General features: G+C 68.7%; 23 protein-coding genes and 3 tRNA genes. 4 read left to right on the top strand and 22 right to left on the bottom strand.

The window, feature by feature from the left end:
• The first annotated feature begins 38 nt into the window (after nt 1–38).
• On the top strand, nt 39–752 hold the full coding sequence (locus FK267_RS05940; protein WP_075378536.1) for a VTT domain-containing protein: 714 nt from the start codon (nt 39–41) through the stop codon (nt 750–752).
• A gap of 51 nt (nt 753–803) precedes the next feature.
• On the opposite strand, the gene FK267_RS05935 is transcribed toward FK267_RS05940, so the two are convergent.
• The 4 genes from FK267_RS05935 to FK267_RS05920 all read right to left on the bottom strand — a co-directional run bounded on the left by FK267_RS05935 (nt 804) and on the right by FK267_RS05920 (nt 5,011).
• Nucleotides 804–1,880 carry a sensor histidine kinase gene (locus tag FK267_RS05935; RefSeq protein ID WP_075378535.1) on the bottom strand — a complete coding sequence of 359 codons (1,077 nt, stop codon included), beginning with the start codon at nt 1,878–1,880 and terminating at the stop codon, nt 804–806.
• An 86-nt stretch (nt 1,881–1,966) separates the two neighbouring features.
• On the bottom strand, nt 1,967–2,638 hold the full coding sequence (locus tag FK267_RS05930) for a response regulator transcription factor (RefSeq protein ID WP_009406998.1): 672 nt from the start codon (nt 2,636–2,638) through the stop codon (nt 1,967–1,969).
• Nucleotides 2,639–2,855: 217 nt separating this feature from the next.
• Entirely contained in the window at nt 2,856–4,004 is a 1,149-nt protein-coding gene (locus tag FK267_RS05925; protein WP_075378534.1) for an adenylate/guanylate cyclase domain-containing protein, read from the bottom strand.
• A gap of 89 nt (nt 4,005–4,093) precedes the next feature.
• Nucleotides 4,094–5,011, bottom strand: a complete 918-nt coding sequence (locus tag FK267_RS05920) for a biotin--[acetyl-CoA-carboxylase] ligase (protein ID WP_075378533.1) — start codon at nt 5,009–5,011, stop codon at nt 4,094–4,096.
• A gap of 34 nt (nt 5,012–5,045) precedes the next feature.
• Here FK267_RS05920 and FK267_RS05915 point away from each other — a divergent pair, with 34 nt between their 5' ends.
• Nucleotides 5,046–5,711: a Maf family protein gene (locus FK267_RS05915; protein WP_075378532.1), complete on the top strand. Its 666-nt coding sequence runs from the start codon at nt 5,046–5,048 to the stop codon at nt 5,709–5,711.
• Nucleotides 5,712–5,724: 13 nt separating this feature from the next.
• On the opposite strand, the gene FK267_RS05910 is transcribed toward FK267_RS05915, so the two are convergent.
• From FK267_RS05910 to FK267_RS05885, 6 genes are all read right to left on the bottom strand, one after another.
• A complete protein-coding gene (locus FK267_RS05910) occupies nt 5,725–6,396 on the bottom strand; it encodes a MarR family winged helix-turn-helix transcriptional regulator (RefSeq protein WP_020991756.1) in 672 nt (223 codons plus the stop codon).
• A 505-nt stretch (nt 6,397–6,901) separates the two neighbouring features.
• The gene (locus FK267_RS05905; RefSeq protein ID WP_232622533.1) at nt 6,902–7,708 is read right to left on the bottom strand and encodes a MaoC/PaaZ C-terminal domain-containing protein; all 807 of its coding nucleotides are present in this window, start codon (nt 7,706–7,708) and stop codon (nt 6,902–6,904) included.
• Nucleotides 7,709–7,811: 103 nt separating this feature from the next.
• Nucleotides 7,812–7,982: a 50S ribosomal protein L33 gene (gene rpmG, locus FK267_RS05900; RefSeq protein WP_003779904.1), complete on the bottom strand. Its 171-nt coding sequence runs from the start codon at nt 7,980–7,982 to the stop codon at nt 7,812–7,814.
• A 60-nt stretch (nt 7,983–8,042) separates the two neighbouring features.
• A tRNA-Met gene (locus FK267_RS05895) sits at nt 8,043–8,116 on the bottom strand.
• Between the two features lie 38 nt (nt 8,117–8,154).
• A tRNA-Thr gene (locus FK267_RS05890) sits at nt 8,155–8,227 on the bottom strand.
• Nucleotides 8,228–8,337: 110 nt separating this feature from the next.
• Nucleotides 8,338–8,419 (bottom strand) — tRNA-Tyr (locus FK267_RS05885).
• Between the two features lie 159 nt (nt 8,420–8,578).
• On the opposite strand from FK267_RS05885, the gene FK267_RS05880 reads away from it, so the two are divergent.
• Nucleotides 8,579–9,076 (top strand): YajQ family cyclic di-GMP-binding protein, encoded by a 498-nt coding sequence (locus tag FK267_RS05880; RefSeq protein WP_003787109.1) that lies wholly within the window; start codon nt 8,579–8,581, stop codon nt 9,074–9,076.
• Between the two features lie 20 nt (nt 9,077–9,096).
• Here the strand turns inward: FK267_RS05880 and FK267_RS05875 are convergent, their stop codons facing one another.
• From FK267_RS05875 to FK267_RS05845, 7 genes are all read right to left on the bottom strand, one after another.
• Nucleotides 9,097–9,741, bottom strand: coding sequence for a response regulator (locus FK267_RS05875; RefSeq protein ID WP_070512283.1), 645 nt, complete (start codon nt 9,739–9,741; stop codon nt 9,097–9,099).
• Entirely contained in the window at nt 9,729–10,994 is a 1,266-nt protein-coding gene (locus FK267_RS05870; RefSeq protein WP_141406604.1) for a sensor histidine kinase, read from the bottom strand. Before FK267_RS05870 ends, FK267_RS05875 begins: the two co-directional genes overlap by 13 nt.
• 95 nt (nt 10,995–11,089) lie before the next feature.
• A complete protein-coding gene (locus FK267_RS05865) occupies nt 11,090–12,088 on the bottom strand; it encodes a phosphotransferase family protein (RefSeq protein WP_232622532.1) in 999 nt (332 codons plus the stop codon).
• Between the two features lie 14 nt (nt 12,089–12,102).
• Nucleotides 12,103–12,645 carry a P-loop nucleotide/nucleoside kinase family protein gene (locus tag FK267_RS05860; protein WP_141406602.1) on the bottom strand — a complete coding sequence of 181 codons (543 nt, stop codon included), beginning with the start codon at nt 12,643–12,645 and terminating at the stop codon, nt 12,103–12,105.
• Nucleotides 12,646–12,648: 3 nt separating this feature from the next.
• A complete protein-coding gene (gene htpX, locus FK267_RS05855) occupies nt 12,649–13,518 on the bottom strand; it encodes a zinc metalloprotease HtpX (RefSeq protein WP_141406601.1) in 870 nt (289 codons plus the stop codon).
• 33 nt (nt 13,519–13,551) lie between these two features.
• Nucleotides 13,552–14,136 carry a GNAT family N-acetyltransferase gene (locus tag FK267_RS05850; RefSeq protein WP_075378528.1) on the bottom strand — a complete coding sequence of 195 codons (585 nt, stop codon included), beginning with the start codon at nt 14,134–14,136 and terminating at the stop codon, nt 13,552–13,554.
• Nucleotides 14,137–14,250: 114 nt separating this feature from the next.
• A complete protein-coding gene (locus FK267_RS05845; RefSeq protein WP_009406996.1) occupies nt 14,251–15,738 on the bottom strand; it encodes an FAD-dependent oxidoreductase in 1,488 nt (495 codons plus the stop codon).
• Nucleotides 15,739–16,202: 464 nt separating this feature from the next.
• On the opposite strand from FK267_RS05845, the gene FK267_RS05840 reads away from it, so the two are divergent.
• Entirely contained in the window at nt 16,203–18,773 is a 2,571-nt protein-coding gene (locus tag FK267_RS05840; RefSeq protein ID WP_141406600.1) for an HNH endonuclease, read from the top strand.
• 12 nt (nt 18,774–18,785) lie between these two features.
• Here FK267_RS05840 and FK267_RS05835 read toward each other — a convergent pair whose 3' ends face one another.
• From FK267_RS05835 to nuoL, 5 genes are all read right to left on the bottom strand, one after another.
• Complete coding sequence (locus tag FK267_RS05835; RefSeq protein WP_141406674.1) at nt 18,786–20,165, bottom strand: OmpA family protein; 1,380 nt, start codon at nt 20,163–20,165, stop codon at nt 18,786–18,788.
• Between the two features lie 368 nt (nt 20,166–20,533).
• Complete coding sequence (locus FK267_RS05830) at nt 20,534–21,640, bottom strand: polyprenyl synthetase family protein (RefSeq protein WP_141406599.1); 1,107 nt, start codon at nt 21,638–21,640, stop codon at nt 20,534–20,536.
• Nucleotides 21,637–23,250, bottom strand: a complete 1,614-nt coding sequence (nuoN, locus tag FK267_RS05825; RefSeq protein WP_075378525.1) for an NADH-quinone oxidoreductase subunit NuoN — start codon at nt 23,248–23,250, stop codon at nt 21,637–21,639. Before nuoN ends, FK267_RS05830 begins: the two co-directional genes overlap by 4 nt.
• The gene (locus tag FK267_RS05820) at nt 23,247–24,851 is read right to left on the bottom strand and encodes an NADH-quinone oxidoreductase subunit M (protein WP_075378524.1); all 1,605 of its coding nucleotides are present in this window, start codon (nt 24,849–24,851) and stop codon (nt 23,247–23,249) included. Before FK267_RS05820 ends, nuoN begins: the two co-directional genes overlap by 4 nt.
• Before the next feature lie 13 nt (nt 24,852–24,864).
• The gene (gene nuoL, locus FK267_RS05815; protein WP_075378523.1) at nt 24,865–26,859 is read right to left on the bottom strand and encodes an NADH-quinone oxidoreductase subunit L; all 1,995 of its coding nucleotides are present in this window, start codon (nt 26,857–26,859) and stop codon (nt 24,865–24,867) included.
• Nucleotides 26,860–26,864: the final 5 nt, after the last annotated feature.

Raw genomic sequence — 26,864 nt, 5'->3', positions numbered from 1 at the left:
CACGGCATGGCCGCCGGGACACCGTTTAGCCTTGCACGGTGACTGCCCTGAACGCCTTCGCACCGGCGCTGAACCTGCCCACAGCCCTCCCCTTAGTCCACGCACCGATGCTCGGCCCCGAGTGGCTCGACGCCGCCAACCTCATCACGACCATCGTCAAGTGGTTCGGCCCCTGGGCCATCCTCGGCGTCATGCTCGTCATCTTCGCCGAGACCGGCCTGCTCATCGGCTTCTTCCTGCCGGGCGACTCCTTGCTCTTCACGCTGGGGATGTTCGTGGGCACCGGCGCTATCGGCGTACACATCTGGGTGGCGGCCCCCCTCGTATGGCTCGCCGCCGTCGCCGGCAACCAGACCGGCTACCTCATCGGCCGCAAGGCGGGGCCGGCGGTCTTCAACAAGCCCGACTCCCGTCTGTTCAAGCAGGAGTACGTGGAGCGCACCTCAGAGTTCTTCGAGCGCCACGGCGGCAAGGCCGTCACCCTGGCCCAGTTCGTGCCGATCGTGCGCACCTTCACGCCCGTCATCGCCGGCGTCGGCAAGATGCGCTACCGCCACTTCATCACCTTCAACATCCTGGGCGCCACCTTCTGGGCCTTCGGCATCACCTGGCTGGGCTACTTCCTGGGATCCTTCGAGTGGATCCGGGAGAACATCGACACGATGATCCTTGTCATCGTCTTCATCTCGGTGGCGCCGATGCTCGCCTCCGCCATCTCAAAGGTCATCAAGTCCCGCCGCCAGAACTCCTGACGCCCGCCTCTCAGCCCTCACCTCTCCGTCGCGCGAGGGTTCAGCGGCGACTCAGAAGCGACGACGCCGGCCCACCGAGACCAGCGCGCCCTGCGGCAGGACGTTGTTGGGGTCCAGGGACTTGGGGACGGCGTTGAGCAGGATGGAGAAGACGGCCGGGCTGCGCTGGGACAGCTCGATGCGGCCGCCGTCGGCCTCGACGAGGTCCTTGGCCAGGGCCAGCCCGACGCCGGTGGAGCCGTAGCCGGAGACGTGCCGCTCGAAGACGTGCGGTGCGATGTCCTCAGCCACGCCCTCGCCCTCGTCGGCGATGTCGATGAAGACCGCGTGACCGCCGTTGGCCCCGCGCACGCTCACCGAGGTCGTCCCGGCCCCGTAGCACAGGGAGTTCTCGATGACGGTGGCCAGCACTTGGGCCAGGGACCCGGGCGTGGCCAGGACCGGGTGGCTGATCTCGTCGGAGAAGGTGATGGTGCGCCCGGCCTGTTCGAAGGCCGGCTCCCACTCCTCGCGCTGCTGAGCGAAGATGTCCTTGAGGTGAAGCGCCTCCGTGGTCCCGCCCCCGGAGCGGCGCGAGACCTTGAGCAGGTCCTCGACGACGCCGGTGAGCCTCTCGACCTGCTCCAGGCAGGCGTGGGCCTCGGCACGCACCTCCTCCTCGCCGGCGAGCAGCTCGATCTCCTCCAGGCGCAGCGACAGGCTGGTCAGCGGTGTGCGCAGCTGGTGGGAGGCATCGGAGGCGAACTGCCGCTCAGCGGCGATGCGTCCGGCCACGCGCTCGGCCGAACGCACCAGCTCGGCCTGGACCAGGTCGATCTCCTCGATCCCCGAGGAGCGCAGCCTCGGGCGGACCTGGCCGCTGCCGAGCTGCTCGGCCTCGGCGGCCAGGTAGATGAGCGGGGCCGAGATGCGCCTGGACACCCGGGAGGCCACCACGGAGGCCGCCGTGAGCGCGGTACCGGTGAGCACCAGAACCGTGAGGATGACCGTGCCGATGATGACGACCCGGTCGCCGCTTCCGGCGGAGCGCAACGCGCTGGCGATCCAGGCGCCCCCCAGCGGCAGTCCCAACAGGAGGACGGCCACCGACACCGCCGACATCGTCATCGTCATGGCGTAACGACGCATGGCAAGCCCTCCTTCAGCCCCGATCAGTTCATCGAGGCGCCTTGGGAACCCAGCACTCCTCTCGGGAAGCCCTCCCGGTCAGCGACTCAGCCGGCGGTCAGGAGGTAACCGTCCTCCTGGGCCAGCAGAAGCGCAGGCCGCTCCTCATCGTCACCGAGCTTGCGACGCAGCCAGGTCACGTGCATCTGGAGGGTCTGGGGACTCCCGGTGGGGTCCTCACCCCAGACCTCCTTGAGGATGTCCTCACCGGAGGCGACCTTGCCGCCGGCACGCACCAGGACCCGGAGCAGCTCGAACTCCCGGGTCGTCAGCTGCAGCTCGCGCGAGCCGACGAAGGCCCGGTGAGCGGCGACGTCGACCCGGATCTCCCCGACGCTCAGCTCGTCCTCAGTGGCCTCCCCCGAGGCGCGGCGGACCTGTGCCCGCACGCGAGCCAGCAGCTCGGCCAGGCGGAAGGGCTTGGTGACGTAGTCATCAGCCCCGGCGTCCAGACCGACGACGAGGTCGGAGTCCTCACTGCGGGCGGTGAGCATGAGGATCGGGATCGTCAGACCCTGGGCCCGCACCTGACGGGCCACGTCCAGGCCGTCGATGTCCGGCAGTCCCAGGTCCAGGACGATGATGTCGGCGGCCGAGACCTCCTCGAGGGCGCCTTTACCGGTGCCGTGGGTCAGGACCTCATAGCCCTCGCGTCCGAAGGCACGGGCGAGGGGCTCGGAGATGGCAGGATCGTCTTCGACGAGCAGAACAGTTGTCACATCCGCGATGTTAGGTGACGACGCACCCCTCCGCCATCGTCCCAGAGGTGGAGAAGATATCAAGACGTGACCACCTCCGAGGCATTGGCTCCCCGAACCTCTGACAGCCAGACCACGTTTCGGCGAGGATACCGCGGAAAACCCCAGGATCGAGCAGCCCCTTCACGAGCCGAAGGGACAGAAAATCACGAGATGGTAACGGAACGAGGGGTTCGACTCAGGGGCGGGTCGGCGAGGTCCGCTCCAGCGACCAGGGCACGATCTGCCCCAGCCCCTTGGCCACGACCTCATGGCACTGCCCCACCCGGTACCGCCCCGCCTCGGGCGAGCGGAGAATGGCCATGGCGGTGGACTCGTCCAGGCGGATGCCGCCGGGCTCGGCCGCGTCCACGAGCCGGGAGGCCAGGTTGACGGTGGGACCGAAGACGTCCCCGGAGCGGGAGATGACCCGCCCCTCGACGAGGCTGGCCCGCACCCGGATCGCATCCGGCCCCTTCTGGAGCTCTTCGACTAAGGCGGTGACGACGTCGGCGGCGATCAGCAGGTCGTCGGAGATGTACATGACGGCATCCCCGATCGTCTTGACCACCCGCGCGCCCCGCGAGGTGATGACATCCCGGGCCGTGTTCTCGAAGTCCTCGAGCATGTGGGTCAGGGCGGCCTTGCTCATGCCCTGAGCGCGCTGGGTGAAGGAGACGATGTCGACGAAGCCCAGGGAGCGGATAAGCGGGTAGAGATCGGGGCCGGTGTCCTCCCTGCCCCGGGTCGACACCTCCGCATCGGTGCGCCCCAGGATGGAGGCCATGTGACGGCGCCACACGTAGGTCAGCTGGCGCGACAGGAGCTCCACGAGGCCGTCGATGCGATCGAGGGCCACCAGCCGTGCGGCGGTGTCATCCAGCCCGAGACGCTCACTGAGGTCCGTGACGAAAGTCTCCAGCTCCCACAGGACCAGGCGGTCCATGGTGTAGGACTGGGCCCTGAGGAGCTCGAGCACGCTGGCCGAGGCCAGGGAGGAGTCGCTGGTCTCATCCAGCAGCGCCACGGTGTCTTGAAGTGCGGCAACATCCTGGTCAGTGAAGCGGACCTCATCGGGTTGGACATCGGCGAAGCCCATGGCGCGCCAGAACTTCTGCGCCACCTCCATGCTGGTTCCAGCTCGCTGAGCCAGCTCGGTCAGGGTGAGGCTGGGGGGCGCCCCCAGCAGCAGGCTCTCGTGTCCCACCAGGGTGGTTCTCTCCGCGGAGTCCACCTCAGCAGCGGCCTCACCCTCGACACGATGCGCGCCCTGGTGAGCCATCTGCTGGGAGACACCCCCGCGGGAGTCCGGTGCGAGCTCCTCGCTCGCTTGGCTGTCCAATGTCACCCTGCCACAGTAGCGCAGATCACACGCTTATGCCCATTGGGCGACAGACCGCATTCACTAGCAACGAGTTCATGATTCTCACGACCCTCTCAGCCCTCCATTCGCACGAGGGTCACATCGCCGGCGCGAACCTCGGTGTCACCGGCCTGGGTGCGCAGCACGAGGGCGGGGGTGACGTCGACAGCCAGCCCACCGAGCTCACCGTCAGGAGCCTGGACACTGACCTGCTTCCCCAGGGTGTTCAGCGCCTCGCGCAGCCGGCGCCCGAGCGCGCCGCCTGATGCGTCGACATTCCCGCCGACCTCCTCCCACTGTCCGACAAGCCGGGCCAGGTGGTGGCCGATCGCCGTCAGAACGATCTCCACGGCGTCTTCCGGATCGGGTCCGCTCCCCGTACCGACCGCGCCCAGCGTGCGCAGGGAGCCGGCCCAGGGCACCGGCAGCTCCTCAGCCGCCTGCCCGATGTTGACGCCGACTCCGAGGATGACCATGGGCGCCTCATCACGGTCGGCTGGAACCATGTCTGGAGCGAGGACGCGGGCGGCACCCCCTGCGGCGGCTTCCGGCATGATGAGCTCACTGAGGACGCCGGCGATCTTGCGTGTGCCGGCCCAGCCGGGCACTGCGGGCACGGCTGCCGGGTCATCGGGCAGGGCGACGACGTCGTTGGGCCATTTGGTCCCCACGCGCCAGGGCAGGTCCTCGACGAGGGGGGTCAGAGCGTCCCGGACGGCCAGGCCGCCCAGCAGCGGCAGCCAGCCCAGGCACTGGGCGGGGACGAGGGGCCTGAGCACCACGGAGACCAGGAGGGCCCCTCCGTCGTCGGGGGTGACCCAGGCGCGCCCGGACCTCCCTCTGCCGGCGGTCTGAGCGAGTGCTCGCAGTGCCGACAGGTGCGGCCAGGATGCCCGCTCAGGTCCCGTGAGGGCTGCGCGCAGGTCGTCCTGGGTGGATCCGGTGACGGGAACGGTGTCGAGACGAGAGAAGGGGCTTCCGCCTGAGATCATGATCCGAGACTACCGGCCCGTATAGTCTGGCGACGTGATTCTCCTGGCTTCGAAGTCATCCGGCCGACTGGCCACCCTGCGAGCCGCAGGGGTCGAGCCGTTGGTGCGGGTCTCCGACGTCGACGAGGAGGCCGTGCTCGACGAGCTGATCCGACGGCGCCGCGAGGCCGGGCTAGCGGCCCCGACCGCCGCTGAGCAGGTCCAGGCCCTGGCTCGGGCCAAGGCCCTCGACGTCGTGGCGTCCACCGACCCGCAGGAGGCCGAGGTGGTCGTGGGCTGCGACTCCATGCTGGAGATCTCCGGCCAGGTCGTCGGAAAGCCCATCGACGCCGCCGATGCCCGTGAGCGCTGGCGGATGATGAGCGGGAGCACCGGCACCCTGCACACGGGGCACTTCCTGGTGCGCACCGCCAACGGCGCCATCGCCGAGGGGGTCAGCTCGGCCACCATCCGCTTCGGCTCCCCGTCCCCGGCTGAGATCGAGGCCTACATCGCCAGCGGGGAACCGCTGTGGTGCGCCGGAGCCTTCACCATTGACGGCCTGGGCGGCGCCTTCATCGAGGGGATTGACGGCGACCCTCACGGAGTCGTCGGCATCTCCCTGCCGTTGCTGCGCCGCCTTCTGGCGGACCTGGACGTAGTCTGGACAGACTTGTGGGCGCCGCCACCGATGACGAAACCGGCTGACGACGCCCACTGATCGCGCAGGAGTCTCAGGAGGCCGAGGCCGCCGAGAGCCCACAGGAGGAGTCCGGGGCCTGGGCGATGACCCTCATGAGCTCAGCCAAGGCGACCTGCTGCTCACGGCTGAGACGGTCGACGACATGGCGGCGTACGCCGTCGAGATGTACCGGAGCCGCCTCTCGCAGGAAGCTGAGACCCTGCGGCGTCAGCGTGCAGTTGACGCCGCGACGGTCGGAGTCACAGGAACTGCGCTCGACGTACCCCACGTTCTCCAGGCGTCGGACCGTGTGGGTCAGCCGTGAGCGGGAATGCGAGACGTGCTCGGCGAGAGTGGACATGCGCAGAGTCTGCTCAGGAGCCTCGGACAGGCGCACCAGGATCTCGTACTCGTGCATGGAGATGCCGCACCCGGCCTCGAGCTCACGATTGAGACGGGCGGTGACGGAGGTGGAGGCCGCCAGGAAGGAGCGCCAGGCATCCATCTCGATCTCATCGAGCCGACGGAAGCCCTTCTGCTCCAAGGAGTCGCTCTGGCCGCAGCCACCGGCCGGCTCCAGACCGTCCTCGGGAGATCCCGCAGCCCCGGCCAGTTCTTGGCCGTAGGTGGCCTCAACGGCTTCCTGATCGCTCTGAGTCCACGTCATCTCGACATCCTCGACGCAGGCCGTCGGTTCCACCATCGTCCGCTCTGCGGTAATCACCTTTATCGACTCCTCTCAGCACCGACCTGTGGCAGGTCGCGAACCCTCGAGCACGAACTTGTTGATCGACTTTGGCTTTCATACAAGCGCGGCTCCACTTCTTTTTTATCACACTCGGTCGGAGACTCAGCACTCCACCACAGTGACCCACAACATCAGGCAACCTTGGAAACACAGGCAACCCCTCCACTTTTCGTTGATACTGAGCGGATCTCGGAGATCCACTTCTGTGCAGGAAAACAATTCAGGCACTGACTTCATGTCACCTGACATACATCAGTTTGACATCCCAAATACCCACCTTTGTTACGCTATCATCCCCATCTACCGATGATTGGCTGGGGGTCTATAATTTATTTTCACGTCCTCGTGTCACTTCCTTCAAGGCAGTAATGAATCTCCGTCAGAATTCCCTCCAGTAAGCGATCACTATTCCTTCATGTACCGATCGGGAGACTGCCTGGATTCCGCACCATCTCCGGTGGCGTTGACGGGATGGATGGAATCACTGGCGGCGCAGGACGGGACGCCGGCCCTGAGTGATGTCTCCGCTGACAGGATCGACGGCGAGCATCGCCCACGACTCCTCCGCGCCGCACTCGGAGGCCGGAACATCAGCAGAACCAATGAATACGAGGCCGACCTGCCGTGAAGGCGAAGGCTGGACCAGGGCGAGACTGATCGCTCCGAGGAGCAAGCCGTGAGCGACGACCTCGCCGGAACCGACCGACAGACCCGCCTCAGCCGCCCTTCCGGGAAGGAGATGGATGGGGTTCCGGTCTCCGCTGGCCTGTGCCCAGGAGACCACATCGGAGTCAGCGAGCCGGTAGAACACGCAGCCCGACGGTGTATCAAATCCGGCCCCCGGGGCCGTGAGTGTCCCGTTTTCGACGGCGTCTGGCCCGGGCGGCGACGTCCGGCGGGCGAGCTCATGGGTCACCCACCAGTAACGCCCCTCCACCGGCACCTCGACCGTCGCCTGGATGAGCTCCCACCCGGCGCGCTCGACCTGCCGGATCGAGACTCCATCGGCCGCGGCCGGCCCCGGGGCGACGCCGCCACCCGTGGGGCTCGCACTCATCCGGCAACGGCGGTGCACCAGGCCCTCCCAGGCAGCCTCTCCCCGGCAGTCCCGCAGCCGGCTTTGGATCCGGTGCAGGGCATGCACAGCGGGGAGGATCGCTGTCGCTCCCCGCCGGGCCTGGCGGTGAGCCTCGCGGTCGGACAGTTCGGAGGAGCCGGTTGCGAGCACCCCACTCAGGACTGCTGCGAGCCGCTCGACGGCGTCGTCACAGGAGCTGAGACCGTTCACCCTCACGATGCTAGGCACCCGCTTCGAGGAGACGACGAAGCCCCGCCGACGTCATGTCGACGGGGCTCGCTATCCGGCCGAGACCGGGATCGCTGTGCGATGCTCAGCGGGTCTCGCGGTGCTCGGTGTGCTTGCCGCAGCGAGCACAGAACTTGGCGATGCTGAGACGGTCGGGGGTGTTCCGACGGTTCTTCTTGGTGATGTAGTTGCGCTCCTTGCACTCCGAGCAGGCCAGAGTGATCTTGGGGCGAACGTCGGCGGACTTGCTGGCCACGTTTGTCTCCTCGTGTCGATCCTCGAGCATGCGACGGAACGCTGTACTCGAAAGCTTGCGTAGCGGGGGAGGGACTCGAACCCTCGACCTCACGATTATGAGTCGTGCGCTCTAACCAGCTGAGCTACCTCGCCATAGGAACACAATGGGGGCCAGTGGCCCCCGCTGTGAGAGCCCCGAAAGGGAATCGAACCCTTGACCTTCTCCTTACCATGGAGACGCTCTGCCGACTGAGCTATCGGGGCAACGAGCCGAATCCTAGGCAGATTCGAATCGCTCTGGCAATTCGTTCCGCCGTGGCTTCGCTCACTGCGGCCCTCACCGGATGGCGAGGTGCGATCGCGAGTGATCGCCGTGGCGGGTGAGGGATTCGAACCCCCGTAGCATTACGCGGCTGATTTACAGTCAGCTCCCATTGGCCGCTCGGGCAACCCGCCTTGGCTCCGCGCTCCGACCTCTCGGTCATCGCTTGGCGCCGTGGAAGAATAGCAAGGCAGCGGCGCGAAACGCCAATCGCCCCCGTAGGACCCTCCTCACAGAACAACCCACCTAGACTCGGGGCGACTGAAGTCCCCACCCCGGAAAGGACTGCCGCCATGGCCAACGACTCCTCCTTCGACGTCGTCTCCCGCCTCGACCGCCAGGAGGTGGACAACGCCGTCAACCAGTGCGCCAAGGAGATCTCCCAGCGCTACGACTTCCGCGGCGTTGACGCCTCCGTGAGCCTGTCGGGCGACACCATCACCCTGGAGGCCAACACGGCCGAGCGGGTCCTGGCGATCCTGGACGTCCTGGAGTCCAAGCTCTTCCGCCGCGGCGTCTCCCTCAAAGCCCTGGACCTGGGGGACAAGGAGCCGCGCCCCTCGGGCAAGATCTACCGCCTGGCCTGCCCGCTACGCGAGGGACTCACCCAGGAGGTGGCCAAGAAGATCACCAAGGCGATCCGTGACGAGGGCCCCAAGAGCGTCAAGGCCACGATCCAGGGCGACGAGGTGCGGGTGACCTCCAAGTCCCGCGACGACCTCCAGACGGTCATCGCCCTGCTGAAGAACCTCGACGTCGACGCCGCCCTCCAGTTCGTCAACTACCGCTGAGCGGCACTCGCCCCCGGCGACTAGGCAGACAGCAGCGTCAGGACGGCCTTGACGCGGCGGTGGACGGCGGCGTCGGGCAGCAGGCCGAGCTTGGCGAAGATCCGCTGGGTGTGCTTCTCCACGGCCCCCTCGGTGACCACCATGATCGTGGCGATGCCGGCGTTGGTGTGGCCCTCGGCCATGAGGGCCAGGACCTCCCGCTCGCGGGGCGTGAGCTCGGTGAGCGGGTCATCGCGCCGACCTCGCTGGAGGACCTGGGAGACGACGTCGGGGTCCAGGACGAGCTCGCCGCGCGCCACCCGCTCGACCGCACCGAGGAAGGCGTCGATGTCGCCGACCCGATCCTTGAGGAGGTAGCCCAGGGCGCCGCCGCCGTCGGCCAGGAGCTCGGGCAGGTAGCCTGCGACGACGTACTGGCTCAGCAGCAGGATGGGTGCACCCGGCCACTGGGCGCGGATGCGGGTGGTGGCCCGCAGTCCCTCGTCGGTGTGGGAGGGCGGCATGCGGATGTCGGCGACGACGACGTCGGGCCGCAGCCGCAGGGCCTCGCTCACGAGGGCCTCACCGTCCCCCACTCCCCCGACGACCTCGTGGCCGCCGTCGGCCAGGATGAGTGCCAGTCCCTCGCGCAGGAGGACGGAGTCATCAGCGATCAGAACGCGCACGGGATTCTCGCCTCCAGTGTGGTCGGTCCGCCGGTCGGGGACGTGATGAAGAGCCTACCGTCGACCCCGTTGAGGCGCTCGACCAGGCCGGCCAGGCCGTGTCCTTTGGCGGTCGAGGCCCCTCCGATGCCGTTGTCACTGATCCTCACGAGCAGGGCGCCGTCAACGATACGGGCATCGACGCCGGCGGCCGTGGCCCCGGAGTGCTTGTTGAGGTTGGCCAGCGCCTCACTGACCACGAAGTAGGCGGCCTGGGAGACGTGGTCGGGCAGGTCGGGCAGTTCGGTGCTCACGGTGACGGGGACGGAGGAGCGGGTGGCGGCCTCGGTGATGGCGGCCGCCAGGCCACGGTCGATGAGGACTGGTGGGGCGATGCCGCGGGAGAGCTGACGCAACTCGTCGAGAGTCTGCTGGGTCTGCTCCATGGCGCCCTGGATGATGGCCGACGCGGCCGCCGGGTCCTTCTCGGCCTGCCGGTGGGCACGGGCCAGGTCCATGCGTAGGCGCACGAGGCGCTGCTGGGGGCCGTCGTGGATGTCGCGCTCCAGGCGGCGGCGGGTGTCGGCCTCGGCGCGCTGGACGGCGGCCCGGGAGGTCTGGAGGCGGCTGACCTCGCTGCGCCAGGAGAGCATGGCGCGGATGAGACCCGTCTGCATGGCGGCCAGGCCCCGCAGGACGGCGGGGGCGGTCAGGGAGAAGACGATGCCGCAGGTGAGGTTGAAACCGATGTCCCAGAACAGCTCCGGCTGCAGGCCCAGAAGATGAGCCAGTCCCTGACGCTGCCCCACGGCCGGATCGAGGACCAGGTCAAGGGTGATGTCGGCAATGGGGGCCAGGAGACCTGCCACGGCCAGGGCCAGCCACACGACGCTGATGATCCAGGTGATAAGGGAGACCGGGAAGTAGATGACGGCCCACAGCAGGTCCATCCAGCGCTGAGGGTCGCGCAGGCGCCGGAAGAGCCGACGGCGCGCGGAGGCCCCCGGCTCGGGCTCGAGGTAGCCGCCGGGTACCGGCTCGCGCCCGTCCACGCGCGCCACGGCGAGGCGGGCGATGTTGGCGAAGCCCCCGGCGATGCTCAGGTCGATGATGAGCAGCAGCAGCCCCACCCAGATGATGGTGGTGACCACACCGAGGGCGGTCAGCGGCACAACCAGGTAGAAGGCGAGCAGGCTCAGTGGCCCGCTGAGGAGGAGGAAGGCGGCGTCCCTGCCGAGCTGGCGGTAGCGCGCGGCCCATGCTGATCGGTTCATGCCTCATATCCTCCTCAGGGCCGGAATCACGCCCAATCCTGCCACCTGGCGGGGCCGTGGTGGGGCTAGCCCGACACTGCCTTGAAGCGGGCGGCTCAGCCACCGAGTCGGGCGGTCAGGCTGCGAGCGAGCTCATCGGCCCATCTGCCGTAGCGGGCCTCGCCGGGGCGGCTGAGGCAGTACAGGAGGTTGCCCAGGCGGTCGAGGAGCTCGTAGGCCTCGCGGCGTTCCAGCAGCCGTTGCAGGTCGGCGGCACCCGTGTCCTGCGCAAGCCGCGAGCGCCGCGAGTACCGCGCGTACTCAGTGACGAAGGCGGTGACGTCGTCGGGCGTCATGGGCAGGTACCAGGGCCCGCCGGTCACCAGGCCCCCGATGAGGGCCAGGTCCTTGGCGGTATCGCCGGGCCCGGACCACTCGAAGTCGATGAGTCGCGGCAGGCCGTCGGGGCCGAGGATGACATTGGGGGCGACGGCGTCGCCGTGGATGAGTCGGTGGGTGGGGACCGTCTCGAAGGCCGGGGCGAGGCGGTCGAGCTCACGCCGCCAGGCGGGCAGGAGCGGGCGGACGCGGGGGTCGGTGAGGGTCTGCGGATGGTGCTCTCCCCACCAGGTCACCAGCTCCTCCCCCTGTTCGTCGGCGCTCGGCACGAAGGCGGCCGACGGCGCGGTGGCGGTGGCGAGTGCCTCGTGCAGGCGGGCGATCTGGTGGGCGAGGGCGGTGGCGAGCCGCGGGTTCCAGTCGGCGGTGCGCAGGGCTCGACCGGGGACGTGGGTGGTCACCATGTAGGGGGTGCCGAGCGGGTTGTCGCTACCGGTCTCCAGGGCGACGGCGCTGGTTCCCAGCTCGGGCGAGACGCGTCTGAGAACCTCGAACTCGGCCTGTATGGAGCGGGGCAGGTCATGGGGCGGGCGTCGTGGAAGGCGCAGGACCCGGGCCTGCTCCCCGGAGCCGACTCGCCAGGCGGTGTAGCTCTCGCCGGCCCCCAGCCGCTCGACCGGTCCCGCCGTCACGCCGCGCAATTCACCGGCCTCGACGGCAGCCCTGATGCGTGGGGCGATGTCGTCGTCGGTTCCAGTGGGAGGTGGAGTGTCCACTCCCCTGTCCACCGTCATCGGGTTCCATCCGCGAGGCCGAGGTCGACGATGGCCCGGGCGGCCTCGGTGACGGTGAGCCGGGCGGTGTCGAGGCGGAGGTCGGCCTCGGGCCAAGGGACGTAATCACGGTGCGTGATCTCCTGCCACCCCGGCAGATCAAGTCCCTTGATGTCGCTCACCCGCTGCTGGGCGCGGCGCCGATGCTCGGCCTCATCGGAGCAGATGAGCTCGACGGCGAGAAACCGGGCGCCCAGGTCTGAGGCTGTCTTCCCCCACAGGCGGCGGGTGAGGGGCAGCGGGTTGACGCACTCGATCAGAACGTCCCCGCCCGAGGCCAGGACGTCCCGGGCCACAGCGGCGGCCACGTAGTATCCGGCGCCCGCGGGCATGCCGGGGAGCATTTCGCCGCTGTCCCGCAGAGCCTGCTCGATGGAGTCGATGCGCAGCCAGGTCGGCGGCTGGCTCTGCGGCTGTACCTCGGCCCGCAGACGCAGGATCTCCCGGCACACGGCGGTCTTGCCGACGGCCGGCAGCCCGCCGACGACGGTCAGGGGCATCCGTCAGTACCCGGCCATCTGCTCGAGGCGGGCGATGCGCTTGTCCATGGGCGGATGGGTGGAGAACAGGTTGCGCAGGCTCCCGAAGGGGTTGGCGATCATCATGGAGGAGACCGGTTCGAGGCGCGGGTCCTGCCCCATGGGCACGCGTGAGATGCCGGACTCGAGCTTGCTGAGCGCGCTGGCCAGGGCGAGCGGGTCGCGGGTGAGCTCGGCGCCGTCGTGGTCGGCGTCGTACTCGCGGGTCCGGGAGATAGCGAACTGGGTGATGGCGGCGGCCAGCGGCGCCAGGAGGGAGAGCAGCAGGACGGCAATGATGTTGCCGCCGTCCCGGTCGCGTCGATTGCCGCCACCGAACCACAGGGCCATGGTGGCCAGCGAGGAGATGACGCCGGCGATGCCCGCGGCCACCGAGGAGGTGAGGATGTCGCGGTTGTAGACGTGGGAGAGCTCGTGGCCCAGGACGCCGCGCAGCTCGCGCTCGTTGAGGAGCTGGAGGATGCCCTGTGTGCAGCACACGGCGGCGTGCGAGGGGCTGCGGCCGGTGGCGAAGGCGTTGGGGCTCATCGTGGGGGCCACGTAGAGGCGCGGCATGGGCTGGCCGGCAGTAGCGGAGAGCTCACGCACGATGGCGTACATCTGGGGCTGCTGGGCCTCGGTGACCTCGATGGCGCCCATGGAGCGCACGGCGATCTTGTCGGAGTTCCAGAAGCCGTAGGCGGTCTGCGCCAGGCCGATGACCGGCGCGATGAGCAGCCAGATGGCGGAGCCGGTCCCCCGGGCCAGCGCGTAGCCGAGCAGGAGAAGCAGGCTCCACATGCCGCCCAGGAGGACGGCGGTCTTGAGACCGTTGTAGTGGTGGGTCCTTGTCATGGGTGGAGACTATGGGATGAACCTGTGTCTGACCTATGTCTGCTGGCGCGGGACCACTCGTGCGGTGATGAGGCCGCAGTCCAGGCAGCGCAGGGTGTCGCGGAAGTCGTCGGGATCGAAGGTGGTTCCCGGCGCCTCACGCGCAAGGGTCCAGTACTCCCCCGTCGAGTCCTGGACCGCGTACCCGGTGTCACGGAAGCCGGAGCGCTCGTAGAAGGAGAACCGACGGCGTCGCTGCTCGGCGTTGTCGGCCTCGGCGATGACGGGCTCGATGTCCAGGACGATGGTGCAGCCGGGGTGACGGCGCTCGAGCTCGGCCAGGAGGCGGGTGCCCACGCCACGGCCGCGTGCGGCGTCGTCGACGGCGAGGTAGAAGAGGTAGAGCAGGCGGGAGCCGGGGCGACGCACGGTCCAGGTCAGGGCGACAGGATCCGGGCGGGCCGCACGGGTCGGTCCGGCGGGCTGGTCCCACCAGGCGACGAGGTCGACGCCGCGGCGCAGGCTGAGCACGTGGATGAGCGCCCAGGGAATGCGCTCATCCTCGGGGAAGGCACGCAGGTAGAGGTCACGCGCCCAGCGGTTGGTTCCGCCGGCGAAGCGGATGCGGCGGGTTCTCATCGGACTTCTTCCTCTCCGTGTCGGTGACGACGCCCGTCCGGCATCGGCCGCGGGGACCGGTGCCGGACGGGTGATGCGATGTCGGCTGGGCTTGAGCCGTAGACCGTGCTCGGCTCAGTCGGCCAGGCGGTGGGCGACGCGCTCGGGGACGCGACCCGTCTCGGGCTGGCCGATGAGGTCCTCGGGAACCTCGGTGGAGCGGGAGATCGCGGTCATGGCATCGCGGGAGACGACCTTGACGCGCTCGCGCGGCTTGGAGGCCCCTCCGGTGACGACGACCTCACCGTAGCCCTCACCGAGCTCGCGCTCGTAGGCGTCCAGCAGCTCCCAGCCCTCCCAGTTGGTGAAGGGGATGCCGCGGGACTCCAGCAGGGCGATGATGGCGTCGTGACCGACCTGGGCCTCGTCGCTGGTCTCGGCGTGCAGCAGGCCGGCATTGGCGTCGGCCACGAGGTTGGTGATGGTCTCCTGCGCGTCGGACTTGGTGGAGCCGATGAGGCCCACGGGGCCGCGACGGATCCAGCCGGTGGCGTACAGGCCGGTCAGAGGCTTGCCGTCCTCGCCGAGGACGCGGCCGCCCTCGTTGGGGACGACGTGCCGCTCGGCGTCGAAGGGCAGGCCCTCGATGGCGCTGGAGGCATATCCGACGGCGCGGTAGACGGCCTGGACGGGCCAGTCGCGGTACTCGCCGGTGCCGGTGACGTTGCCGTCGCCGGTCAGGCGGGTGCGCTCGGTGCGCAGGCCGACGACGTGGCCGTCGTCGTCGGTGAGGACCTCGTGGGGCGCCGAGAAGAGGTGGATGTGGATGCGGTGGGAGGCGGTGAGGTCCTCCGGCTCCTGCATCGCGTACCCCTCAAGGGCCTTGACGACCTGGCGCTGCTGGTTGGAGGAGGCCAGGGCCGCCTGCGAGCCCTCGTCGTACTCGAAGTCCTCCTCGTCGACGAGGACGTCGACGTCGGCCTGCTTGCCGAGCTCGCGCAGCTCCAGCGGGGTGAACTTCACCTGAGCCGGACCGCGGCGACCGAAGACGTGCACGTCGGTGACCGGGGACTGCTGGAGCGTGGCGGCCACGTTCGCGGGGATCTCGGTGGTCATGAGGTCGTCGGCGTGCTTGGCCAGGACGCGGGCGATGTCCAGCGCGACGTTGCCGACGCCGATGACGGCGACCTCCTTGGCACTCAGGTCCCAGGTACGCGGGTGGTCGGGATGACCGTCGTACCACGAGACGAAGTCGGCGCCGCCGTAGCACTCGGGGGCGTCGACGCCGGGAATGTCGAGGGGGGCGTCGGTGTCGGCTCCAGTGGAGAAGATGATGGCGTCATAGTGCTCCTGAAGCTCGGCCACCGAGATGTCGCGGCCGACCTCGACGTTGCCGATGAGCCGAATGTCCCCGCGCTGGAGGATCTTGTAGAGGGCCACGATGATCTGCTTGATGCGCGGGTGGTCGGGGGCGACGCCGTAGCGCACCAGCCCGTAGGGCGCAGGAAGCCGCTCGAACAGGTCGATACAGACCTCCATGCCCGACTTCGAGAGGATGTCCGAGGCGTAGATGCCTGCGGGGCCTGCTCCGATGACGGCGACATTGAGAGGACGTGCGTTCACTGTTCTTCGTTCCTGTTTCAGGGGACGTGGACGTGGCACCCGCGTTCCCGCTGTCGGGAGAACCGGTTGTTCCGGTCCGGGGCGACGGCGATGACGGCGGGGTACCGCGCCACAGTCTATGGAGGAAGGCAGGGGCTCCCCCAGGGTGTGGGCAACAACGCGGCTTTGAGCCACGTCACGTCGGGGAGGAGGTGGGGGCGGGAGGCGGGGTCCGGAGGTGGGTGCGGGGAGGTCAGTTCGGAACGGTCCACTCGGGGCGGCGGGAGCGCGACGCGGACACAGGAGGCGGGAGCGGGTTCGAGGCGCGGGTCCTGATTCGGTGCGCAGGTACGAGGACCGCCCCACCCTGCTTCCGTGTGCCTCCGGCCACGAGGGCCGAGGTTCCTGGTTTTCGTTGCTGTGCCGGTGATTCTGGGTGACTGCTTCAGCGTGCGAGGAGCGGAGGATCGGACTATACTGTACATATGTTCGAAGATGGTGTGCTTCCTCGTGTCCCGGCCGGTAGTGCGGCCGGGACACTGGGCGCGCCTGCCGGTGGCCCGACGTCGGAACCTTCGATCTCGTCAGAGGACGTGGCGGGTCTGCTGGGGTCCTTGACCGCGGGCGGGGCACTGGCCGGTGTGGTCGAGGGGCTGCTGGCCCGGCTGCTGGTGGCCACCCAGAACCACAACAACGACGACAGCGACGGCGATGGCGACATCGGCGGCGTCGGCGGTGGTCGTGAGGGCTTGTTCGCCGGTGAGTCGGATGCTGACGCGGCGTTGGTGGCTGCCGTTGAGGGACACAGGGTCGTGTCCCTGGAGGAGGCCGGCGGCACTGGGCTGCTTGGCCTGGGGGCTGTGGGTTTGGGGGAGCTGGCGGCGGCCTGCCACCGTCTGGCGGCCTGGGCTACGTGGGGTGAGGCGCTGGCGGCGGCGTGCCTGACCGCCTGTGGTGAGCTGTCGGCCCATCCCGGCCAGTGGGGGCCAGACGGTCAAGTCTCGGAGGTGGTGGGCTATGAGGAGCGCAGGTTCAACGCCACCTGCCTGCTCTCAGCCCGCCTGGGCGTCTCGCGGAGTCGGGTCGGTCAGATCATCGATCACGGCAGCGCCCTGATGGACATGGGTTTCGGTCCCACTGAGGCCATGGAGCGGTGCGGGGTGCTGGAGCCTGCCAAGGCGTCGCTGGTGACTCGCCGCCTGGGAGACGTGCCGGCCCCGGTGGCGCTGGCCGTTCAGGAGCGGGTCCTGCCTCAGGCTCCCAGGCGCAGCGTGTCCCAGGTGGGACGCGACATCGAGCGGGCCCTAATGGAGGTCGACCCCGCCGGGCATGCTGAGCGGGTGCGAGTCAATGCCTCCCGGCGGTGCGTGACGCGTCCCAGGCCCGCCGGCGAGGGCATGTCCCAGGTCCGCCTGCTGCTACCGACCATGGACGCGCTGCTGCTGGACGCCACCCTGGACGCGATCGCCGCATCAGCCCGGGCAGCCGGTGAGCAGCGCACCCTGGCCCAGCTGCGCGCCGACGCCATCACCGCCATGACCCTGTCCACACTACGCACCAGCCAACAAGCCGCCTACCACAGACCCACACAAGCCCCCGACGACGACACCAGTGGCGGCACTGGCGGTGGTGGCGGTCTCGGCAGCAGCACTGGAGACTTTGGCGGTGTGAGTGAGCTGGGTTCAGTGCCTGCCTCGTTCTCTCCTCCCAGGCGTTCTGCCTCCCTGGGTCGTCTGCTGCCTGACGGGGTGCCCCTGGAAGGGCTTCTGGGGGCCTTGAGCTCCCTGGTGGGCTCAGCCAGCCCATGGTGGACCCCCTCAGGCACCGGACACCTCCCCCTCCCCAAGAACATCCACATCGACGTCCAGGTCACCGTCCCCCTGAACAGCCTCACCGCCCCAGACAGCCTGGCCCAGACAGAAGACACCACCGACCACGCCCCAGCCACACACGACCCTGGCGGCCGCGACCCCGCCACCAGCATCGGAAGCAACCGGCCCCGCAACGGCGCCCCAGAGGGACGTCTCCCTGGGGACGACGATCGCGGGGGCTGTGGTCCTGGGGACGGCCAGTGCCCCGACGCCCCCTACTGCCTCGAATCCGACGACGTCGGCCCTGGCGAGAGCCCCGCCACCACGTCTGTTCCTCTCAACGGTGCAGCATCCCCAGGCGGCAGGAGAAGCCTGCCCACCGCCAGCGCCAGGAGTCTGCCCAGTTCCAGTGGGAGGAGTCTGCCCGAACCAGGCCCGGCTGCTCCCTCTTCCCAACCCGCCGCGTCGCTCTCCGCTGCTCCCGCCTCCTCGCCCGTCGCCCAGTTCTCCGCCTCGTTGTCCGCCACAGCCGGGGTCGCGGAGGTGCGTATCGGGGCGCGCAGCGTGGCGGTGCCGGCTATGACTGCCTGGGCTCTTGCCGCGGGTGGGACCTGGAGGCGCCTGGTCACCGACCCGGTGGGCGGCACCGTCGTGGACGTGGGCCGCACCCGTTACCGTCCCCCGGCCGGTCTGGCCGACCTGGTGCGCGCCCGCGACCGAGCCTGCGTCTTCCCCACCTGCCAGACCCCCGCCGAACGCTGCGACATCGACCACCTCACCGCCTGGAGCCAAGGCGGAACCACCAGCCTGAACAACCTCGCCACCCTGTGCGAGGCCCACCACCGCCTCAAGCACACCCCCGGCTGGGCACTCACCAGAGACCAGACCACCGGGACCCTGTCCTGGCACACCCCCGACAAGACCGTCTACCAGCGCCACCCCAACGGCACCATCACCCGCCTGCCCAAGCGGGTCGGGCCCCGTCAGCGCTACGTCCCCGGCTCGGTCGTCCCAGCCGACCTGAGCCAGCAGATCAGTCCCGACATCCTCAACCGCCTCAACACCGCCCTCAACAGCACCAGCACCGGCACCGGCATCGGGGCCGACCCCAGCGGCAGCGCCCGCCTCGTCACCCGCGGCCCCCAACCCGGCCAGAAACCCGGAGACTACGAGACCACCCCCTACCCGCAGGCCGCCCACACCCTCGGACTGGCACCCCTCATCGACCACACCCCACCCTTCTAAGTGACCGGGCCACTACGCGTTGATAATCGGGATGTCGGTAAGCCGCGCGACAACTCGACCTGGGCCTCTTGCTTCGCCTCCTGGTATGTCGATGACGGCTGAATCGCCTCCGATGTCTGGCCAGACAACTGGAAGACGCAGCGGTTCACCGGGATGGACCGATCCGTTGAGAGCTGTCATGGCCGCAGGCAACCGTCCCCTATCAGCGGACTCGAAATCGGCCTCCATGTATCGCGTGTCCCCGCTCAAAAGGGTGAGGCTGTACACCCCGCCCATTACCCAGTCCGCCAGGGTCTGCATAGTTGACGGCAGCGCGAACGACGCCATCTGAAGTTCCATCTGCTGCTGCGACCTCAGTTCTACCGAGCCTGTCAGATACCTCCCTATCCGAAACATGCGCTCCATGGACATATGCAGTCTCTTGCCGTCCACAATCACGTCTACCCCCTCAGGCCCCTTGCCCACGGGCCCTGCGGCTTTCGGCATGGCGGTCGACGATGGTCCTGCGCTCGCGCTCGGTGGGGCGCTGGACTCAGCCGGCTTCGATGGTGTTAGCGTGATCTCCACACGACGGTTAGCCTGCCGATGCTCATCAGTGTCGTTCGGAACCCGCGGCGAGGACTCCCCCTTGCCCGAGACCGACTCCTTCCACGCAGACAAGTCCGTCAGCTTCTTGAGCCGCTCTGACACTGCCTTGGCCCGCCGCTCCGACAGATCCTGGTTGTGTGCGTCATCAGCGACATCATCGGTATGGCCCGTGATTGTCAGATCCCCACCGGAGGGATACTTCTTGATCTGCTCCACCACAGTCGCCAGCACACTGTCAGCCTGAGCCGAGAGCTGATCGGAGTCCGTCGCGAACGTGACATCCCCGGCCACCGTCACCGTTGTCGACTTCTCATCCTGCTTCGTGTCCGAAGCCCCATCAGCAGAAAGCGTATGGCTCTGCAGTCTGAACGGTCCAGGAGATTTCTTGACCAGCTCTGTCTTTGCCAGCACGTCGGCGACCGAGAATCCAGCATGAGCCTCATCTACCACCAGAACCCCGACTACCATTCCAAGATGCGGCAGAAGAACCTCCACGGCGTTAATCCCATCACCCAAGGAGGCAAACACCGGAAACAGCTCAAGGGGCCTATCCTTCCTCACCTCCGTAAGGAAATCGCTGCCCGCGACGCTCAACTGAGGAAATACGAACCCCTTACCTAGAGAGAACATTGTGATGTCCAGCAACGACAGCGGCGACCCCATCGTCCCAAACGTACTAGAGACGTAATAGTACCCGTCACCTGGATTAGACATCACAAGCCTGACCACCGTGTGATCATCAACCACGACGGCAGGACCAACCTCAACCGAAACAGCCTTCCCGTCTAACCCCGAATCCAACATCACCCCACCATGAGGACCAGTCGCGGTCGCGACCGCACGTGGGGACGCGGCACCCGAGCTCTTCCCAGAGGAGGCGGTATCGCCCTTCTTGAGCACCCCGCACCCCGACAGGACGGCCCCCCACCGGCCAGGGCGGGCAGGGTCAGGACACCACGTCGGGACAGTCGAGCACAGACATCAGGAGACAGCGGCGTCAAGGACGACATGTCGAGGACCTTTCAACGCATTGGGAACACGTACGTGGCACCCTATGCACCGCAATCCACTACCCGCGATGGAGAACTCCCCATCACTCCCCATCTGCTCCCCATGAACCCATGGGGAGTCATGGATAGTTGCGGAGCCTCATCAGTTCTCAGGCCTGCAGGTCAGGCGGCCCGGTCCACGAGGATGCGGGCGAAGTCCTCCATGGCCGCACGCACCTGCCTCACCCGCTCACCGGCATCAGTCATAGCCGCCGCGGCGGCCTCGCCCTCGATGCCAGTCTGGGCCAGGCGCTGCCGGGTTCCGTCAAGGACGGCCTCCTCCAGTCCCTCCAGGCCCTCCACTGCCTGAGCGGCCCAGTCCATGGCCATCTCGCGGGTACGGGCCAGGACGGGGTGCTCGCGCAGGCGAGCGACGACGTCGGACAGGAAGGCGTCGTCGGAGAGGTCGCCGGTGGACAGGCGCGAGAGGATGGCCTGGCCGGCGGCGTCGAGCTCGCCGGCCGCTAGGGCCTTGCGCAGGAGGAGGACCGGCATGGTGTCCACGCCCTCGCGCAGGTCGGTGCCGGGGGTCTTGCCGGTGGTGGCCGAGTCGCTCATGAGGTCGATGACGTCGTCGGCCAGCTGGAAGGCCACACCGATCCGCTCGCCGAACTCCTCGACGATCTGCTCGGTGCGCGCCCCGGCACCGGTGAGCATCGCCCCGTAGCGGGCGGACACTGCGATGAGGGAGCCGGTCTTGTCCGCCAGAACCTGGATGTAGTGGTCGACCGGATCGGTCCCTGCCGGGCGTGGCAGGGTCTCGTGGAGCTGACCCATGCACAGGCGCTCGAAGGTCTTGGCATGGGCCATAACGGCCTGCGGACCGAGGGCCGCCACCAGCTGGGAGGCCCGGGCCACGAGGACGTCGCCGGTGAGGATGGCGGCGGAGTTGCCCCACACGGTCTGGGCGCTCGGGGCGCCGCGGCGCAGCGGGGCCTCGTCCATGACGTCGTCGTGGTAGAGGGTGGCGATGTGGGTCAGCTCCACGGCCACCCCGGCGTCGCGGATCTCCTCACCGGTGGCCAAGGCCGGGTCGCCGAGCTGGGCGGTCAGCAGGGCCAGGACCGGGCGCAGGCGCTTGCCCCCGGCCTCGGCCAGGTGCGAGGTCGGCGGGTTGATGGTCTCGTCGGCGCTGGTGACCACCTCCATGAGGCGGTCCTCAATGGTCTGGAGGGCGGGAATGATGCGCGACTCCAGCTCGGGGGCGCTCAGCGGCAGTGATCCGATCACGGAAGGAGCATAGCCGTCTGGTCGAACAGGTCGAAGGCGGTCTGCGGCAAAATGCCCAACCCGATTGTGGCCATCACCGCAACGCTGACCGCCAGGATGATCGGGCCGCGGCTGCCCACGACCACGGAGCGCTCGCCGTCGGGCTCATGGAAGAACATGAGCACGATGAGCCTCATGTAGAAGAAGGCGGTCACGGCCGAGCAGACGACGGCGAGGATGACGAAGGGCGTCCCGTTGCCGCTCAGGCCAGTGGCGAAGAGCCGGAACTTGGCCATGAAGCCGGCCGTCAGGGGCACTCCGGCGAAGGACAGCAGGAAGACGGTCATGGCACCGGCCGCCCAGGGGCTGCGGCGTCCCAGGCCCTTGAAGGCATCCAGGTCGCCGTCCTCACCGCCCACGGAGCCGTCGCGGTGGGAGCGCACCAGGGTGATGATGCCGAAGGCCCCCACGGTGGCGATCCCGTAGGTCAGGGCGTAGAAGCTGAGCGCGGAGATCGCCGCCTTGGAGTAGGCCCCGATCCCGATGAGCATGAAGCCGGCGTGGGCGATGGCCGAGTAGGCGAGCATGCGCTTGACGTCGCGCTGAACCACCCCGACGACGGTGCCCAGGAGCATGGTCAGTGCTGCCACGGCCCACAGGGCGGGGGCCAGGTCCCAGCCCATGGCGCCGGCGATCAGGTAGTAGAAGCGCACCAGGGCCAGGAAGGCGGCGGCCTTGACGCCGGCGGCCATGAACCCGGTGACCGGGGTGGGGGCACCCTGGTAGACGTCCGGGCTCCAGGCGTGGAAGGGCACGGCCGCCACCTTGAACAGCAAGCCGACGATCACCAGCATGAGGCCGGCCAGGATGAGCCAGTCCTGCCCCGCCGCGCTGCTCACGGCCTCGCCCAGGGTCTTGTAGTCGACGGCGCCGGCCACCCCGTAGAGCAGGGCCGAGCCCATGAGGAGGAAGGCGGAGGCGAAGGCCCCCAGCACGAAGTACTTCAGCGCCGCCTCCTGGCTGAGGAGCCGGCGGTGGCGGGCGGTGGCCGCCAGGATGTACAGCGGCAGGGAGATCATCTCCAGGATGACGAACAGCGTGATGAGGTCACTGCTGGCCCCGAAGAGCATCATGCCGCCCAGTGAGAACAGGGTCAGGGGGAAGATCTCGGTCGTGGTCCAGCCGGCCAGGATGGACTCGCTCTCCTCCGCACTGCCGGGCCGGTCGGCGGCCTGGGCCGCGAAGGCCCCATCACCGACCGAGGTGCGGTCGGCCATCACCAGGACGGCCAGCAGCCCGATGACCAGGAGGATGCCCTGGGCGGCGATGGAGAAGGGGTCCTCGGTCAGACCCGCGGACATGCGGGCGCCCGGCAGGAAACCCTTGGGGAGCCGGAACTGGGGTACAGCCGCGGCGGCGGCCCCAGCGGCCTTGACCTCGCCCCAGCGTAGGAACAGGGAGACCCCGGAGGCCAGGATGGCCAGGAAGCTCAGCGTGGACTGGATGGCCAGACGGGCAGGACGAGCGATGAAGGCCTCCACGAGAACACCCAGGACACCGGCGCCCAGGATGATGAGGACCGGCGTCAGGGCGTCCCAGTTGACGATCGGGGCAGTGGCTGAGGGGCTCACTTGGTGTTCCCTTCCGTAGCGGTGGAGGCGGCGGGAGCGTCAGTCGCACCGCCGGCATCGGGGCTGTCACCGGCGCCGCGGGCTGAGGCCTCAGCCTGCGAGGAGCTGGTGACCGTGAGCGCGACCTGCCGGGCGACGTCGTCGAAGGCGGACGTTAAGACGCCCGGGGCCAGTCCGAGCGCGAGCATCGCGGCGATGATGGGGACGACGACGAGGCGCTCGCGCCCGTCGAGGTCGGGGCTGCCCACGCGCTCGGGGGCGGGCGCCCCGGTGAAGACCCGCTGGTAGGGCAGCAGCATGTAGACGGCGGCGATGACGACGCCGACGACGGCCGCACCGCCCAGGGCCAGCGAGACCGAGAAGGTGCCGGTGAGCACCATCCACTCGGGCACGAACCCGCTCAGGCCCGGCAGGGCGATGGAGGCCAGCCCGCTGACCAGGAAGGTGCCGGCCACCAGCGGCATGACCCGGGCGATGCCGCCGAGCTCGCTAATGGCGACCGTCCCGGTGCGCCGGGCCATGAAGCCGGTGACCAGGTAGAGGCCAGCAATGGACAGCCCGTGGGCCACCATGTAGACCATGGCGCCGTTGGCGGCCACCTGGTTGCCGATGAAGATCCCCAGGACCATGAAGCCGAAGTGACTCACGGAGGTGTAGGAGATGAGGCGGTAGAGATTGTCCTGGGCGATGGCGGCCAGGCCCCCGTAGATGATGGAGACGACCGCCAGGACCAGGATCACCGGGGCGGCCCAGCGGGAGGCCTCCGGGAAGATCGGCAGGACCAGGGTAATCATCCCGAAGGTGCCGATCTTGTCCAGAATGCCGATGAGCAGCACCGAGGTGCCCGGGGTGGCCTGCTCGGCGGTGTCGGGCAGCCAGGTGTGGACCGGGACCAGCGGCGCCTTGATGGCGAAGGCGATGAAGAAGGTCAGGAAGATCCAGTGACCGGCGGAGGTGGACACGTGCAGGTTGGCCGCCACCGAGTCGATGAGGAAGCTGGGGACACCGTTCTTGGCGGAGTGCAGGGAGACGGCGATGACGCCGATGAGCATGATGAGCCCGCCGGCCAGGGAGTACAGGAGGAACTTCAGGGCGGCGCGCTGGCGATTCTGCCCGCCGAAGCAGCCGATGAGGAAGTACACCGGGATGAGCATCGCCTCGAAGCACAGGTAGAACAGGAGCAGGTCCCGGGCCGAGAAGATGACGACGACGAAGAACTCCAGCGTCAGGACGAGCCCGGTGAACAGGCCCTGCCGGTCGGCGGGGACCTCACCCCAGGAGGCGAGCAGCACCAGGGGCGTGACGAAGGCGCCCAGCAGCACCATGGACAGGCCCAGGCCGTTGACGCCCAGGGCCCAGGAGGCGCCGATGGCGGGGATCCAGGAGTGGGTGTCGGTCAGCTGGACGGTGCTGGCTTGAGCCAGGTCGAAGGCGCTCAGCGCCCACAGCCCCAGGGCGAGGACCACCAGGGAGAACACGAGGCCCACGGCGCGGGCGTGGAGCCGGCGCAGTGGCGGGACCAGCCACAGCAGGAGCGCCCCGGCCAGTGGCGTGACCGCCATGACGGTCAGGACGGGCAGCGATGCGGGAAGAGTCGGCATGTGTCGTGTCCTCTCAGAACCTGGCGGCCAGGACGGCGATGAGTACGAGGACCGTTCCGGCCAGCATGTAGCCGGCGTAGGAGCGCACGTACCCGGACTCGGTACGGCGGGTCAGGCGCCCCAGGGCGCCGGTGCCCGCGGCGGCACCCTCGATGGCGCCGTCGACGACGTAGCGCTCGACGGCGTCGGTGGCCAGGACCAGTCCCTGGCCGGTGCGCATGGCCAGGGCCTCGTTGATGGCGTCCTGGTACATATCCTTGCGGGCGGCCTCCACCAGGGGGTTGGCCGGCTGCAGGACGACGGGCACCGGGCGGCGCACGTACATCCACCAGGCCACGAGAACCCCGACGACGACCAGGGCGAGGGTGGCGCCCATGATGACGGTAGCCGGCAGGACCGGCTCGCCGTGCTCGGCGTGACCGGTGACCGGCTCCAGCCAGGTGACAAACATGTTGTTGTAGGTCAGCAGCCCGCCCAGGCCCGCGGAGAACACGGACAGGACGATCAGGGGCAGGGTCATGAGCCAGCCGGACTCGTGGGGGTGGACCTCGCCCTCCAGGTCCTTCTTGGTGGTCCAGCGCTGCTTGCCGTGGAAGATCATGAAGAACAGGCGGGACATGTAGAAGGCGGTCAGGCCCGCACCCAGCAGGGCGATGGTCCCCAGGATCCAGGGCTTGGCGCCCTCGCCGACGAAGGCGGCCTCGATGAGGCGGTCCTTGGACCAGAAGCCGGAGAAGGGCGGCACCCCCAGGATGGCGAGCCAGCCGATGCCCATGGTGATCCAGGTGATCGTCATGGCGCCGCGCAGGCCGCCGAAGCGGCGCATGTTGACCTGGTCGCCCATGGCGTGCATGACCGAGCCGGCCCCCAGGAAGAGCTGGGCCTTGAAGAAGCCGTGGGTGAGCAGGTGGAAGATGGCGAAGGCGTAGCCGACCGGGCCCAGGCCCGCTCCCAGCATCATGTAGCCGATCTGGCTCATGGTGGAGGCGGCCAGGACCTTCTTCATGTCGTCCTTTGCGCTTCCGATGACGGCCCCCAGCAGCAAGGTGATGGCGCCGATGACGGCCACGGCCGTCTGGGCGCTGGGGGCGCCCTCGAAGACGGCGGCGGAGCGGACCATGAGGTAGACGCCCGCGGTGACCATGGTGGCGGCGTGGATGAGGGCCGAGACCGGCGTGGGGCCGGCCATGGCGTCACCCAGCCAGGCCTGGAGGGGGAACTGGGCGGACTTACCGCAGGCCGCCAGGAGCAGGAAGAAGCCGATGGCGGTGAGCCAGCCGGTGCTCACCGAGCCGTCGAGGGAGGCGGCGGAGACGGCGTCGAAGGAGACCGAGCCGACCTGCCCGACCATCGTCATCATGGCCAGCAGGAGGCCGACGTCGCCCACACGGTTCATGATGAAGGCCTTCTTGGCCGCAGCGGCATTCTCGCGGCTGGTGGCCTGCTCGCCCTGGGGGGCGTCGGCGTCGGCGGTGTTCCAGAAGCCGATGAGCAGGTAGGAGGCCAGCCCCACGCCCTCCCAGCCGACGAAGAGCACGATGTAGGAGTCACCCAGGACCAGGGTGAGCATCGCGGCGATGAAGAGGTTGAGGTAGGCGAAGAAGCGGCGCCGGTCGCGGTCGTGGGCCATGTAGGCCACCGAGTACAGGTGGATGAGGAAGCCGACGCAGGTGACCAGCGTGACGAAGGTCAGCGACAGCGGGTCCAGGCGCAGGCCGACGTCGACGCTCAGGTTCCCGGCGGAGAACCAGTGGTAGAGGGGCAGGCCGATGACGCGTTCCTCGGCGGGCAGGCCCAGGACCTGCACGAGGATGCCCACGCCCAGGCAGGCGGCGACGAAGGAGGCGGCCAGGCCCAGCCAGTGGCCCCAAGCGTTGGAGCGGCGGCCGGCCAGCAGCAGGAAGACGGCGGAGGCCGCGGGGACGGCGATGAGCAGCCAGGCCCAGGAGGCCAGGCCGGTGGCCTCGGTCAGGGGCGTCACGACGGCGGTGACAGAAGCGGGAAGCATGTCGG

It is taken from the genome of Actinomyces oris (assembly GCF_006546825.1).
In the GTDB taxonomy this organism is placed as follows: domain Bacteria; phylum Actinomycetota; class Actinomycetes; order Actinomycetales; family Actinomycetaceae; genus Actinomyces; species Actinomyces oris.
The sequence above is the reverse complement of the archived record's forward strand: the minus strand, read 5'-3'. Positions and strand labels throughout refer to the sequence as shown.

Excerpts from the sequence above, each read along its gene's own strand:
- FK267_RS05935 (WP_075378535.1), bottom strand. The coding sequence starts at position 1,880 with ATGCGTCGTTACGCCATGACGATGACGATGTCGGCGGTGTCGGTGGCC.
- FK267_RS05920 (WP_075378533.1), bottom strand. The coding sequence starts at position 5,011 with ATGATCTCAGGCGGAAGCCCCTTCTCTCGTCTCGACACCGTTCCCGTC.
- FK267_RS05880 (WP_003787109.1), top strand. The coding sequence starts at position 8,579 with ATGGCCAACGACTCCTCCTTCGACGTCGTCTCCCGCCTCGACCGCCAG.
- FK267_RS05870 (WP_141406604.1), bottom strand. The coding sequence starts at position 10,994 with ATGAACCGATCAGCATGGGCCGCGCGCTACCGCCAGCTCGGCAGGGAC.
- FK267_RS05860 (WP_141406602.1), bottom strand. The coding sequence starts at position 12,645 with ATGCCCCTGACCGTCGTCGGCGGGCTGCCGGCCGTCGGCAAGACCGCC.
- htpX (WP_141406601.1), bottom strand. The coding sequence starts at position 13,518 with ATGACAAGGACCCACCACTACAACGGTCTCAAGACCGCCGTCCTCCTG.
- FK267_RS05850 (WP_075378528.1), bottom strand. The coding sequence starts at position 14,136 with ATGAGAACCCGCCGCATCCGCTTCGCCGGCGGAACCAACCGCTGGGCG.
- FK267_RS05840 (WP_141406600.1), top strand. The coding sequence starts at position 16,203 with ATGTTCGAAGATGGTGTGCTTCCTCGTGTCCCGGCCGGTAGTGCGGCC.
- FK267_RS05835 (WP_141406674.1), bottom strand. The coding sequence starts at position 20,165 with ATGTTGGATTCGGGGTTAGACGGGAAGGCTGTTTCGGTTGAGGTTGGT.
- FK267_RS05820 (WP_075378524.1), bottom strand. The coding sequence starts at position 24,851 with ATGCCGACTCTTCCCGCATCGCTGCCCGTCCTGACCGTCATGGCGGTC.
- nuoL (WP_075378523.1), bottom strand. The coding sequence starts at position 26,859 with ATGCTTCCCGCTTCTGTCACCGCCGTCGTGACGCCCCTGACCGAGGCC.